We start from the raw sequence: 13369 nt of genomic DNA, 5'->3' as shown, positions 1-13369 counted from the left end.
CGTGAAGCACCACCAGGCTGAACTTCGCCCATCGTCTTGCGAGAGACGACCTGACGACCGCGAGCTCACCCGAAAGCCTTCAGAAAAACACGACCTAGCCCTCGATCTGGGACACGTCGCGGGCCGCGCCGGTCGAGGCGGACGTGGCCATCGCGGCGTAGGCGCGCAGCGCCGCGGTCACCGGGCGCTGCCGGTCACGCGGCCTGAACCGGCCCAGCTCCTTGAGCACGCGCTCCCGGCGCGCCGCCAGCTCGTCCTCGGACACCTCCAGGACCAGGCCCCGGTTCGGGATGTCGATGCTGATCACGTCGCCGTCCTCGACCAGGGCGATGTCACCGCCCGCGGCCGCCTCCGGGGAGGCGTGCCCGATGGAGAGCCCGGACGTGCCGCCGGAGAAGCGGCCGTCGGTGATCAGGGCGCAGGCCTTGCCCAGGCCGCGACCCTTGAGGAAGCTGGTCGGGTACAGCATCTCCTGCATGCCGGGGCCGCCCTTGGGGCCCTCGTAGCGGATGACCACGACGTCGCCGGGCTCGATCCGCTTGTTGAGGATGCCGTCGACCGCGTCGTCCTGCGATTCGAACACCTTGGCCGGCCCGGAGAAGGTCCACAGCTCCTCCTCCACACCGGCGGTCTTGACGATCGCGCCGTCGGGAGCCAGGTTGCCGAACAGCACGGCCAGGCCGCCGTCCTTGGTGTAGGCGCTGGGCACCGAGCGGATGCAGCCCTGGTCGCGGTCGGTGTCCAGGGTGTCCCAGCGGGTGCTCTGCGAGTAGGCCTTGGTCGTGCGCACGCCGCCGGGGGCCGCGTGGAAGAGCTCCACGGCCTCGGGCAGGACGGTGGGGGAGACGATGTCCCACTCGGCGATGAACTCGCCGACGGTCTTGCCGTGCACCGTGGGCAGCGAGGTGTCCAGGAGGCCGCCGCGGGCGAGCTCGCCCAGGATGGCGGGGATGCCGCCGGCCCGGTGGACGTCCTCGATGTGGTACTTCTCCGTGTTCGGCGCCACCTTGCACAGGCAGGGGACCCGCCGGGAGACCTCGTCGATCTCGGGGAGCCCGAAGTCCACGCCCGCCTCGGTGGCCGCGGCCAGCAGGTGCAGGATCGTGTTGGTGGAGCCGCCCATGGCCACGTCCAGCGCCATGGCGTTGCCGAAGGCGGCCGGGGTGGCGATGGACAGCGGCAGGACGGAGGGGTCGTCGTCCTCGTAGTAGCGCTTGGCGGCCTCGACGACCCGGCGGCCGGCGTCCTCGTACAGCGCCCTGCGGGCGGTGTGGGTGGCCAGCACGGTGCCGTTGCCCGGCAGGGCCAGGCCCATGGCCTCGGTGAGGCAGTTCATCGAGTTGGCGGTGAACATGCCCGAGCACGAGCCGCAGGTGGGGCAGGCCGCCTCCTCCATCTCGTCGAGCTCGGCCTGGGAGACGCTCTCGTCGGCCGCCGCGATCATGGGGTTGATGAGGTCGAGCTTGCGCACGGTGGTGGCGGTCCCGTTCACGACGGTGACCTTGCCGGCCTCCATGGGGCCGCCGGAGACGAACACCGTGGGGATGTTCAGCCGCAGCGCGGCCAGCAGCATGCCGGGGGTGATCTTGTCGCAGTTGGACACGCACACCAGCGCGTCGGCGCAGTGGGCGTTGACCATGTACTCGAGGGAGTCGGCGATGAGTTCGCGGCTGGGCAGCGAGTAGAGCATCCCGCCGTGGCCCATGGCGATGCCGTCGTCGACCGCGATGGAGTTGAACTCACGCGGGATGCCGCCGGCCTGGCGGATGGCGTCGGAGACGACGTCGGCGACCTCGCGCAGGTGCACGTGGCCGGGCACGAACTCGGTGAAGCTGTTGGCGACGGCCACGATGGGCTTGCCGAAGTCCTCGCGCTCTACGCCGGTGGCGCGCATGAGGGCGCGGGCGCCGGCCATGTTCCGGCCGTGGGTCACCGTTCGAGAGCGTAGGGCTGGCATGGGGAGACTCCCATCGATTCGGGTGTTTCCCCCTGATGGTAGCCCCCTCGCAGGACGGATGGGGTCTCGGGGCGGAAGACGCCCTGTCCGCATGCTGAGATGACCGGCCTTCTCCGCGCCCTCGGACGCGGAGAAGGGTCAGTACCGCGGCGGCAGGACGCGCTCGGCCGCCTTGTAGATCTCCTCGATCTCGCTCTCGGTCAGGCGGTCCCGCCCGCTGCGCAGCCACTTGCGCACCTTGGTGCCGGAGATGATGTCGACTCCGCGGAGCCGGTGGCTGTCCCAGGGCATGCCGGGACCGTAGATGGCCAGCGACGCCCGGACCTTGATCTCGCGTCCCAGCTCGGCGCTGATCAGTTCCTCGGCGCGTTTGGCCTCCTCCAGGGCCTCGTCGATCCGTTCGTTCTTGTTGAAGCGGCCGTGGTAGAGCTGTTCCAGCTTGTTGCGCAGGGGAAGGCGCTTGTCCCACGACTCGGAGTCGATGGCGAACGCGCCCCGCCGGCCCACGATGAAGTGGTCGATCTGGCCGTTGCCGCCGGGCACCGTGCGCGCGTGCAGGACGCGGTAGCCCAGCTGTTTCATGACCTTGAGCTGGGCCTCGGTCTTGCGCTGGGCCGCGGCGGGCTTGCGCCACCGCGGAATCTCGGACTCGCGGCGCGACTTGTACACGGCGATCCCGATGACCGTGAGGATCGCGAAGGTGCCACCGAGCCGCCAGTCGGAGGTCAGCAGGCCCACGGCGAGGCCGACCACCAGGGCGATGGCCGAGCGGATCACCCACTTGCGCGTGCTCTCGTTGGACCTGAGCGCACCGTAGAGGGCCCGGCCGCCGGAGACCTCCCGGGTGTTTCTCTGGTTGGGGAAAAAGAGCGCTTCAGGCCGGTGCGGCCGCGCGTCGTCGGACGATGGCGTGCTGCTGTTCACTCTCGTTGCCGATTCCACGTCGGACAGATTAGTTCCATCCATATCCGAGTCCTAGTGCATTACTTCTCACACTTTTCTCACCCCGCTGGGCGCCGCGAACAGGTGTCGGCGAGGGGGGTACGGGGAAGGTCATATTGTTCGCCGATCTCTCTAGAGAGGTTCCGACACCACGGTGGTGCCCGGTGTCGTGCCCGTTAACCTGTGTCGGTATGACCCGGATTCATGAACTCTCGGCGCACCGCCTCGCAGCGTTGGTCCACAGTCGTGAGCTGTCCCCTGTTGAGATCACTGAGCACTATCTGGGGCGGATCGAGAGGCTGGACGGCCGGTACGGGTCGTACATTACGGTCACACCCGAAAAGGCACTGGAACAAGCCCGATATGCGGAGAAGCGGGTGATGGGCGACACGCCGGACACACTGCCGCCCCTCCTCGGCGTCCCCGTTCCGGTGAAGGACCTCGACCCGGTCGCCGGCGTGCCGATCACCTACGGCTCCCGGGTCTTCCGCGACACCACGGCGCCCTTCGACTCGGACATGGTCCGCGCACTGCGCGCGGCCGGGGCGATCCTCGTGGGCAAGACCAACACCCCCGAGCTCGGCTCCTCCTGCTACACGGAGAACGAGATCGCCCCGCCCACCCGCAACCCCTGGGACACCGCGCTCAGCCCCGGCGGATCCAGCGGAGGCGCGGCCGCGGCCGTCGCCGCCGGACTCGCGCCCGCGGCCCAGGGCAGCGACGGCGGAGGGTCCATCCGCATCCCCGCCGCCGCCTGCGGACTGTTCGGCCTCAAGCCCACCCGCGGCCGGATCTCCGGTGCGCCGGCCAAGCCCGACCTGCTCGGACTGTCCACGGCCGGCCCGCTGGCCCGCACGGTGCTGGACGCCGCCCTGCTGCTGGACGCGATGGCCATCAGCCGTCCGGGCGACTACTTCACCGCCCCGCCCCCGCCGCCGGGGAGCACCTTCGCCGACGCCGCCCGCCGTGAGCCGGGCCCCCTGCGCATCGGCCGCTACGCCACCACGGGCTCCCTCGACGTGGCCGTCCACCCGGACGTCCTGGCCGCCTACGAGGAGGCCACCCGGCTGCTGACCGACCTCGGCCACGAGGTGGAGGAGATCCCCGAGCCTCAGGACGCGCATTTCGGCGGCGCCTTCGGCCGGGACTTCGCCGTGGTCTGGGCGGCGATGGCCTCCGCCACCCCCGTCGCGCCCGAGCGCGAGGGGGACCTTGGGCCGCTCAACCGCTGGCTCCGCGAGCGGGCCCGCGCCACGCCCGTGCCCGACTACATCGCCGCCTGCGCCGCTCTGCAGAGGGGCGTGCGCTCCCTCATCGCCGCCACCGAGCCCTATGACGCGGTGCTCACCCCGACCCTGGCCCTGCCGCCGGTGCCGATCGGGCACTTCGTCCAGGAGGGGCCGGAACGGGAGTTCCGGCTGATGACCGAGTTCACCCCGTTCACCTCCGTGTACAACGTCAGCGGCCAGCCGTCGGTGAACGTGCCCCTCCACTGGTCGGAGCGGGGCCTGCCGATCGGGGTCATGCTCTCCGGCCGCATGGGCGGGGAGGGCACCCTGCTCGCGCTGTCCGCGCAGCTGGAGGCCGCCCGCCCGTGGGCCCCCCGGGTACCGCCCGGCTGGTGAGGGGCCTCAGGAGACGGTTTCCTCCGGCACCGTGACCGCGGCGGACCGCCGCCGCACGGCGAACAGGCTCAGGACAGACGCCACCAGCAGGGCGCCCACCGCGGCCGCCGCACCGCCCGCGATACCGAAACCGTCGATGAGCGCGCCGGCCACCGGACCCGCGATCGAGGCGCCCACGCCCATGGACGTGGCCAGCCAGCCGAAGGCCTCCGCCCGCCGGTGCGACGGGGCGCTGTCGCCGATCCGGCCCATCACGGCGGCCAGGGTCGGGGCGACCGCCAGCCCGGCCAGGAAGAGCACCGGTGCGGCCAGCAGGGGAGTGGGCAGGTGCGTGATCGGAGGAAGGAACGGCAGGACCAGGGCCAGGCCCAGCGTGGTGGCGAAGCAGCGGCGCACCAGGTTCGGCGCGCCCTTGACGGCTCCGGAGACCACACCGCCGACCAGGGACCCCAGGGCCCACACCGACGCCAGCACCATCACGTACTCGGGGGCGTCGAGCTCGTTGGCCCACGCCACGATCATCAGGTCCGTGCCGATGATCCCGGCGATCATCAGCAGGCACATCGCGAAGAGCAGGCTCAGCACCGGGTGCAGGACCAGACTCCGCCTGCGGCCCGACCCGGCGCCCGATCCGGCGCCCGACCCGGCGGCTCCGGCGACGGTGTCCGCCGCGCCCTCCGGCGCCACCGCACCTGTCTCCACGGGGGCGGGCCCCGTGACGCCCGCCCTGCGCAGGGCGAGCGCGAACCCGATCGAGCCCGCCAGCCCCAGGAGCGCGAGCATCAGCAGCGACCAGCGCGGGCCCCAGTACGCCACCACGCCGGCCGTCAGGATCGGGGAGAACACGAACAGCAGTTCCTGCGTGGTCGCCTCGGCCGCGTAGATGGCCTGGCGCTCGGGGCCGTGCGTCAGCCGCGGCCACAGGGCGCGCACGATCTGGTTGGCGGGGGAGCCGAAGACACCGGTGACCAGGGCCAGCGGAACCGCGAGCCACCACAGGGACGCCGGGAACAACGCCAGCACCACCATGCCCGCGGTGAACACCGCACCGCACACCAGGACCAGGCGGTCGCTGCCGCCCCGGTCCGCCATCCGCCCGCGCAGCGGTCCCACCAGCGCCATCCCCAGGGTGAACGCACCCGCGACCACACCCGCGTAGGTGTAGGACCCCGTCCACTCCACCACCAGGAAGGTGACCGCGATCATCAGGCCCGGCATGTAGAACCGCGCCAGGAGCGACCAGCTCAGGAGGGACAGGACGTGAGGGACGGCGAACAGGCGCCGGTAGTTGGACAGCACGCGCTCATTATCCACTCGCGGCCGACACTCGGCGATCCTTCGGACGGATCATCGGAACCGGCGACGACGGATGCGCACAGTGTGACGCGTGAGGCCAAAGGCGCAGGTGGGGAACCAGGTGCCCCATCGCCCATGATCTGGCCCCACGCCGGGCCGTCCTGCGGTGTACACGGCCCCCGGTAGGGCATGATCGTTGTCTGTGAGGGACGTTCAGCTGGCCCGCGTGGCCGAGCAGTACGGGATCGCGACGAGCTACGAGGACTGGCGGGGCCGACGGGTGCCGGTGCGACCCGACACCATCCGCCATGTCCTGTCGGCGCTGGGGGTGGACCCGGACCGGCCGGGGGCGGAGTCCGCGCCGGGGCCGCTGCCGCCGGCGGTCGTGGTCCGCGAGCACAAGGCTCCCGACCTCGTCCTGCCCGAGGGCGCCCGGGGCGGTGTCGAGACCGCCGACGGCTCCCTGCTGCCCTTCGGCCCCGGACTGCCCCTGGGGGTGCACACCCTCCACGTCACCGTGGGCGGTGCCGAGCACGACGCGCCCCTGCTCGTGGTCCCCGACCGGATCGAGCCGCGCGCCCTGCGCCACGACCGGCGCGTGTGGGGGCTCATGACCCAGATCTACAGCGTGCGCTCCCGCGCCTCCTGGGGCATCGGCGACCTGCGCGACCTCGCCGACCTCGCCGACTGGAGCGGTCGCGACCTGGGCGCGGACTTCGCCCTCATCAACCCGGTGCACGCCACCGAGCCGCGCCCGCCGCTCGAACCCTCCCCGTACCTGCCCGTGAGCCGCCGCTACGCCAGCCCGCTCTACATCCGCGTGGAGGACGTGCCCGAGTACGCCCGGCTCGACCCCGCCCAGCGGGAGGGCATCCAACGCCTGGCCCGGCCCCTGCGCGAACGCGGGCGCACGGCCGACCTGCTCGACCGCGACGCCGTGTGGGAGGCCAAGCGCTCCGCCCTGGAGATCCTCTTCCAGGTGGCGCGCGCACCCGGCCGCGAGGCCGCGCTGCGCTCCTACCTCGAACGCGAGGGCCAACCGCTGGTGGAGTTCGCCACCTGGTGCGCACTGGCCGAGGAGCACGGTTCCGACTTCCGGACCTGGCCGGCCCACCTGCGCGACGTGTCCGCCCACGCCGTGGGCCAGGAGGCCCTGCGCAGGTGGCCGGCCGTGGAGTTCCACCGGTGGCTCCAGTGGCTGCTCGACGACCAGCTCGCCCAGTCCCAGGCCACCGCCCGCGCGGCCGGCATGGACGTCGGCATCGTGCACGACCTCGCCATCGGAGTACAGGCCGGCGGCGCGGACGCCTGGATGTACGGCGACGCACTGGTGCCGGGACTGCACGTGGGCGCTCCGCCGGACGAGTTCAACCGGCAGGGCCAGGACTGGGGCCAGCCGCCCTGGAACCCGCGCCGGCTCGCCGAGCTGGGCTACGCCCCGTTCCGGCAGATGCTCGCCCAGGCGCTGCGTCATGCGGGCGGGGTCCGGGTGGACCACGTCATGGGGCTGTTCCGGCTGTGGTGCGTCCCCGAGGGGGCCTCCGCCGACGAGGGGACCTACGTCCGCTTCGACCACGAGGGCATGGTGGGCACGCTGGCACTGGCCGCCCACCGCGCCGACGCGGTGGTCGTCGGCGAGGACCTGGGCACGGTCGAGCCCTGGGTCCGCGACCACCTGCGCGACCGGGGCCTGATGGGCACGTCCGTGCTCTGGTTCGAGCAGGAGCGGGACGGCACGCCGCGCGCCCCGCGGGACTGGCGCACCGACTGCCTGGCCACCGTCGCCACCCACGACCTGCCGCCGGTGGCGTCCTTCCTCTCCGCCGAACACGTGGAGCTGCGGGACCGCCTGGGCCTGCTCGGCCGCCCCGTGGAGGAGGAGCGAGCCGACTCCGAGGAGAGGGTCGAGCGCTGGCGCGCGCACCTGGTCGAGCTCGGCCTGCTCGACCCCGCCGTGGACCCCGTGGCCGACCCGGCCGCCGTGGTCGCCGCCATGCACGCCTTCCTCGTACGGACCCCGGCACGCATGCTGGGAGTGGCCCTCACCGACGTGGTGGGGGAACGCCGGATGCAGAACCAGCCCGGCACCAGCACGGAGTACCCGAACTGGCGGATTCCGCTCACCAGCGCCGAGGGCGAACCGGTCCTGGTGGACGAACTCCTGGCCGACCCGCGCATGGTCGCGCGGATCCGCCGGACCCTGGGCTCGCTCGGCCGCGGGGAGGCGGCGGCCGAGGACCTCCTCTGACCCGGAGACGGCGGCGGCCCCGGGGAGGTCTCCCCGGGGCCGCCGCCGCTCACACGCGTCCTCAGCCGCGGCGGCGGCCCGTGGCGATGTCCATCTCCCGGGCGCGCAGCGCGCGCTCCACACCGGCGCGGCCCTCGACCAGCAGGCGGCGCAGGGCGGGAGCCGGGTCCGCCTCCTCGATGTAGGCGTCCGTACGCTCCAGTGTCGCCTCCTCCACCAGGGCGCTCGGGTAGCACATCTCCGCGAACGACTGGGCGAACTCGCCCGTCCACTTCTCCCAGGCCGGAGCCAGCTGGGCGAAGTACTTGTCCATGTAGGGCCGGTACAGCTCGGCCTGGCCCGGCTCGGTGAAGCCCGCCAGGGTCGCGCGGAACTCGGCGTTGGCCAGTTCCGAGCCGACGATCCGGTCCCACGCGGCGGCCTTGGCCTGCGCCGTGGGGATCGCGGCCCGGGCGCCGGCGGCCTTCCTCTGGCCGGTCGCCGTCGCGTCCCGCTCCAACTCCGCGGCGATCTCGTCCTCGCCGGCCTTGCCCTGGGCGACCAGGCGGCGCAGCAGGGTCCAGCGCAGGTCGGTGTCCACGGTCAGGCCGTCGACCGTGATGGCGCCGTCCAGCAGCCCCCGGAGCAGGGACAGGTGGGCGTCGCTGACCGCCGTGTCGGCGAGCGCGTTGGCGTAGGCGAGCTGGAGGTCGCCGCCGGGTTCGGCGGAACCGAGCAGCTCGCGCAGGCGGTCGGCGAGCAGCTCGAAACCGAACGGGCGCCACGCCGGGTCGGCGTAGTTCAGCAGCGCCGCCGTGGCCTGGCGCAGCAGCGTCTGCGCGACCATGACGTCGTCGACACCGCTGATCCCGGAGATCACCAGCGCGACGTAGTCGCGGGCGGCCATCTCCGCGTCCCGGGTCATGTCCCAGGCGGCGCCGAAGCACAGCGCCCGCGGCAGCGAATCGGAGATCTCACCGGCGCCCTCGACCACGGTGCGCAGCGAGCGCTCGTCCAGCCGGATCTTGGTGAAGGTGAGGTCGTCGTCGTTGATCAGCACCAGGTCGGGCTGGGCCCGGCCGACCAGGTCGGGGACCTCGGTACGGGCCCCGCTGACGTCCAGCTCCACGCGCTCACGGCGCACGATCCCGGCGTCGGTGCGGTCGTACAGGCCGATGGCCAGACGGTGCGAGCGCAGCGTCGGGTGGTCCTTCGCGGCCTCCTGCACCACGGCGAACGAGGTGAAGTTCCCGTCGCCGTCGACCTCGAAGTCCGGGCGCATCGTGTTGACGCCGGTGGTCTCCAGCCACTCGCGGGACCAGCCCGACAGGTCGCGGCCGGAGGCGGCCTCCAGGTGGCGCAGCAGGTCCTTCAGCTCGGTGTTGCCGAAGGCGTTCTCCTTGAAGTAGGCGCGCACGCCCGCGAAGAACGCGTCCACGCCCACGTACGCCGCCAGCTGCTTGAGCACCGAGGCGCCCTTGGCGTAGGTGATGCCGTCGAAGTTGACCTCCACCGCCTGGATGTCGACCATGTCGGCGGCGATCGGGTGGGTGGAGGGCAGCTGGTCCTGGCGCAGGGCCCAGGACTTCTCCACGTTCGCGAACGTGGTCCACGCGTCCGTCCACTTGGTGGCGTTGGCCTGGCTGTAGACGCTCGCGTAGGTCGCGAACGACTCGTTCAGCCACAGGTCGTCCCACCAGCGCATGGTGACGAGGTCGCCGAACCACATGTGCGCCATCTCGTGCAGGATGGTCTCGGCGCGGCGCTCGTAGCGGGCGTCGGTCACGCGGGAGCGGAAGACGTAGTCCTCCAGGAACGTGACCGCTCCGGCGTTCTCCATCGCGCCCGCGTTGAACTCGGGGACGAAGAGCTGGTCGTACTTGCCGAACGGGTAGCGCAGGTCGAACAGCCCGTGGAAGAAGTCGAAGCCCTGCTTGGTGACCTCGAACAGGGCGTCGGAGTCCAGGTGCTCGGCGAGCGAGGCCCGGCAGTACAGGCCCAGCGGGATGCCGTCGTGCTCGTCGCGCACCACGTGGTACGGGCCCGCGATGAGCGCGGTGATGTAGGTCGAGACCACGGGGGTGGCCGGGAAGTGCCAGCGCACCCGGTCCTCGGTGCCGGTCGCCTCCCTGACCACGTCCGGCGCGCTGTTGGACACGACCTCCCACGAGGACGGGGCGAACACCGTCAGCTCGAAGGTCGCCTTCAGGTCGGGCTGGTCGAAGCACGTGAACATGCGGTGCGCGTCGGCCGTCTCGAACTGCGTGTACAGGTACACCGAGTCGTCGACCGGGTCGACGAACCGGTGCAGGCCCTCGCCCGTGCGCATGTACGCGGCGTCGGCCACGACCGTCAGCTCGTTCTGGGCGGCCAGGTCCGGAAGGACGAGGCGCTCGCCGTCGAACAGTTCGGTGTCGAGTTCGCGGCCGTTGAGGACCGCCGAACGCAGCGCGGGGGCGGTCAGGTCCACGAACGTGCGGGCACCCGCCTCCGTGCTGGAGAACCGGATGACGGTGGTGGACCGAAAGGTCTCGTCCCCCGTGGTCAGGTCCAGCTCCACCGCGTAGGAGTCCACGCTCAGGATCCGAGCCCGTTCCCGCGCCTCGTTCCGTGTCAGGTTCCCTGCCACTCCACGCTCCCTTCACGGCCGCCGTCGTCGCCGGCCGGAATCTGTGCCGACCGCGGCGAGTCCGCCGTGCGGGCCGGAGCGTCGTCGGGGTCGGAGGTCACTTTCGCTCGGTTCCGATCCTGCCACGCGCGGGGCCGTCATGCGCAACCGATTACCAGGCTCGTGCCCGCCCGGGGCCCCGGTGGGAACGAAACCGCGCGGACCCTTGTTCGGCGTGAGTGACGACGGCTGATCCGAGCCGCCGGCCCCGCCCCCGCGCCATCGAGGAGAAGCGATGACCCAGACCACCGAGTCCGCCGAAGCCCAGGAGACCGTCTTCGCGGACATGTGGTTCGATCCCGCCTGCCCCTGGGCCTGGATCACCTCCCGCTGGCTGCTGGAGGTCGAGAAGGTCCGTCCCGTCACGGTGCGCTGGCACGTGATGAGCCTGGCCGTCCTCAACGAGGACAAGGACATCCCCGACGACTACCGGGCCATGCTCCGGACCGCCTGGGCCGCGGTCCGGGTGTGCGTGGCGGCCGAGCAGCGCTTGGGCCCGCAGGTCCTGGGCGGCCTCTACACCGCGCTGGGCACCCGCTTCCACGACGGGGGCCAGGAGCGCGACGACGACACCATCCGCGCCGCCCTGGCCGACGCGGGCCTGCCCGAGGACCTCATCGAGGCCGGCGGCTCCACGGACTACGATGAGGCCCTGCGCGCCTCCCACGCGGAAGCGATGAAGCTGGTCGGGGAGGACGTCGGCACCCCCGTGATCCAGGTCGAGGGCGTGTCCTTCTTCGGACCCGTCGTCACGCCCGTCCCGCGCGGGGAGGCCGCCGGACGGCTGTGGGACGGCGTCCGCCTGGTCGCCGGAACCGACGGCTTCTTCGAACTCAAGCGCACCCGCACGCGGCGCCCCGTCTTCGACTGATGATCCCTCGCGGCCCCGTCGCCGCGTGAGCGAAAGGACACCGGCCATGCCCGGACCGCAGGACCGCCGCCCGGACTCGTTCCTGGACGACCTCGACCTCCTGCCCGACACCACCCGCGACGAGCGGGCGGTCGGCTGGAGCGAGGACGTCGAGCGCGACGACACCGACCGGCTGAACGCGGACCGCCCCCCGCACTGGGACTGAGCGGGCCGATCGTCCCGCGAAGACCGGGGATCGGTGGAACCACCGGTCCCCGGCCCGGCGCCTCCCGCGTGCCGGGCGGCTGTTCATTTCCGAACGCCGTTCTGGGACAGTGGGACCATGCGATCCCTCTACATCGACGGCGCCTGGACGGACTCCGCCTCCGACGAGGCCCTGGACGTGGTCAATCCGGCGACCGAGCAGGTCATCGACTCCGTTCCGGCCGGAGCCACCGAGGACGTCGACGCGGCGGTGCGGGCCGCGGCGGCGGCCCTCCCGGCCTGGTCGGCGCTCACACCCGGACAGCGCGTCACCCATCTGGCCAAGGCCCTGGAGCTGTACAACGCCCGTATCGGCGACATCGCCGAGATCCTGACCCAGGACATGGGCGCGCCCGCGGTCTTCGCGCGCAAGGTGCAGGCCGGTCTGCCCTCGCTGATGTTCCAGACCTTCATCGACCTCGTCGAGGAGGCCGGTGAGCGCTACTTCGGGGGCGAGCGGCAGGGCACCTCGCTGATCGTGCGCGAGCCGATCGGCGTGGTCGGCGCCATCACCCCGTGGAACTACCCGCTGCACCAGATCGTGCTCAAGGTCGTCCCGGCCATGCTCGCGGGCAACACCGTGGTGCTCAAGCCCAGCGAGATCGCCCCGCTCAGCGCCTACGCGCTCACCGAGGTCCTGCACGACGCCGGGCTGCCCGCCGGGGTGTTCAACCTGGTGTCGGGCACCGGCCCCGTGGTGGGCGAGGCCATCGCCGCGCACCCGGACGTCGCCATGGTCTCCTTCACCGGTTCCACCCGGGCGGGGACCCGCGTCAGCCAGGTCGCCGCCGAGACCGTCAAGAAGGTGGCCCTGGAACTGGGCGGCAAGTCGCCCAACGTGCTGCTGCCCGACGCCGACCTGGCCCAGGCGGTCAAGCGCGGCGTGGCCGACGTCATGCGCAACACCGGTCAGAGCTGCAATGCGCTCACCCGGATGCTCGTGCACCGCGACTCCTACGAGGAGGCGGTCGCCCTGGCCGCCGCCTCCGCCGAGAAGTACGTCCCCGGGGACCCGGCCGAGGAGTCCACGCGGATGGGGCCGCTGGTCTCGGCCGCCCAGCTCGACAAGGTCCGCGAGTACGTCCGCCTCGGTGTGGAGGAGGGCGCCCGCCTGGTCACCGGGGGAGCCGAACCGGTCGAGGGCCGCGAGAGCGGGTACTTCGTCCGGCCGACCGTCTTCGCCGACGTGCGCAACGACATGCGCATCGCCCAGGAGGAGATCTTCGGTCCGGTCCTGGCCCTCATCCCGTACGACACCGAGGAGGAGGCCGTGGCCATCGCCAACGACACGGTCTACGGCCTCAACGCGGCGGTGTGGTCGCAGGACGCCGACCGCGCCCTGGCCGTGGCCCGGCGCCTGCGGGCCGGCCAGATCGAGGTCAACGGCGGGGCGCTCAACCCGCGCGCGCCGTTCGGCGGCTACAAGCGCTCGGGCGTGGGCCGCGAGTGGGGCCTGCACGGGCTCGACGAGTTCTGCGAGCTCAAGTCCCTCCAGCTCTGACCCCGGCCGGACTCCGCGCCGCCGAGAGGTGTGCGCGGA

The 13369-nt window shown here is 72.1% G+C and carries 9 protein-coding genes; 5 read left to right on the top strand and 4 right to left on the bottom strand.

The genetic code is table 11. The features are described from left to right. Positions 1–94: 94 nt before the first annotated feature. Both ilvD and DFP74_RS02365 read right to left on the bottom strand, forming a co-directional pair. On the bottom strand, positions 95–1957 hold the full coding sequence (gene ilvD, locus DFP74_RS02370; protein WP_121180197.1) for a dihydroxy-acid dehydratase: 1863 nt from the start codon (positions 1955–1957) through the stop codon (positions 95–97). Between the two features lie 138 nt (positions 1958–2095). After that, entirely contained in the window at positions 2096–2881 is a 786-nt protein-coding gene (locus DFP74_RS02365) for a nuclease-related domain-containing protein (protein ID WP_121180196.1), read from the bottom strand. Positions 2882–3090: 209 nt separating this feature from the next. Between DFP74_RS02365 and DFP74_RS02360 the strand changes: the two genes are divergently transcribed. Next, entirely contained in the window at positions 3091–4524 is a 1434-nt protein-coding gene (locus DFP74_RS02360; protein WP_121180195.1) for an amidase, read from the top strand. Positions 4525–4530: 6 nt separating this feature from the next. Here DFP74_RS02360 and DFP74_RS02355 read toward each other — a convergent pair whose 3' ends face one another. Then, the gene (locus tag DFP74_RS02355; RefSeq protein WP_121180194.1) at positions 4531–5823 is read right to left on the bottom strand and encodes an MFS transporter; all 1293 of its coding nucleotides are present in this window, start codon (positions 5821–5823) and stop codon (positions 4531–4533) included. A gap of 199 nt (positions 5824–6022) precedes the next feature. Between DFP74_RS02355 and malQ the strand changes: the two genes are divergently transcribed. Then, the gene (malQ, locus tag DFP74_RS02350; RefSeq protein ID WP_121180193.1) at positions 6023–8068 is read left to right on the top strand and encodes a 4-alpha-glucanotransferase; all 2046 of its coding nucleotides are present in this window, start codon (positions 6023–6025) and stop codon (positions 8066–8068) included. Between the two features lie 61 nt (positions 8069–8129). Here malQ and pepN read toward each other — a convergent pair whose 3' ends face one another. Next, the gene (pepN, locus tag DFP74_RS02345) at positions 8130–10676 is read right to left on the bottom strand and encodes an aminopeptidase N (protein WP_121180192.1); all 2547 of its coding nucleotides are present in this window, start codon (positions 10674–10676) and stop codon (positions 8130–8132) included. Between the two features lie 274 nt (positions 10677–10950). On the opposite strand from pepN, the gene DFP74_RS02340 reads away from it, so the two are divergent. The 3 genes from DFP74_RS02340 to DFP74_RS02335 all read left to right on the top strand — a co-directional run bounded on the left by DFP74_RS02340 (position 10951) and on the right by DFP74_RS02335 (position 13330). After that, a complete protein-coding gene (locus DFP74_RS02340; RefSeq protein WP_121180191.1) occupies positions 10951–11586 on the top strand; it encodes a DsbA family protein in 636 nt (211 codons plus the stop codon). A 46-nt stretch (positions 11587–11632) separates the two neighbouring features. Continuing rightward, entirely contained in the window at positions 11633–11791 is a 159-nt protein-coding gene (locus DFP74_RS33745) for a hypothetical protein (RefSeq protein ID WP_199725450.1), read from the top strand. A 117-nt stretch (positions 11792–11908) separates the two neighbouring features. Continuing rightward, positions 11909–13330 carry an aldehyde dehydrogenase family protein gene (locus DFP74_RS02335; protein ID WP_121180190.1) on the top strand — a complete coding sequence of 474 codons (1422 nt, stop codon included), beginning with the start codon at positions 11909–11911 and terminating at the stop codon, positions 13328–13330. Positions 13331–13369: the final 39 nt, after the last annotated feature.

The organism is Nocardiopsis sp. Huas11 (assembly GCF_003634495.1).
In the GTDB taxonomy this organism is placed as follows: Bacteria; Actinomycetota; Actinomycetes; order Streptosporangiales; family Streptosporangiaceae; genus Nocardiopsis.
This window is presented reverse-complemented; position numbering and strand designations above follow the sequence as displayed.

Excerpts from the sequence above, each read along its gene's own strand:
- ilvD (WP_121180197.1), bottom strand. The coding sequence starts at position 1,957 with ATGCCAGCCCTACGCTCTCGAACGGTGACCCACGGCCGGAACATGGCC.
- DFP74_RS02360 (WP_121180195.1), top strand. The coding sequence starts at position 3,091 with ATGACCCGGATTCATGAACTCTCGGCGCACCGCCTCGCAGCGTTGGTC.
- DFP74_RS02340 (WP_121180191.1), top strand. The coding sequence starts at position 10,951 with ATGACCCAGACCACCGAGTCCGCCGAAGCCCAGGAGACCGTCTTCGCG.
- DFP74_RS33745 (WP_199725450.1), top strand. The coding sequence starts at position 11,633 with ATGCCCGGACCGCAGGACCGCCGCCCGGACTCGTTCCTGGACGACCTC.
- DFP74_RS02335 (WP_121180190.1), top strand. The coding sequence starts at position 11,909 with ATGCGATCCCTCTACATCGACGGCGCCTGGACGGACTCCGCCTCCGAC.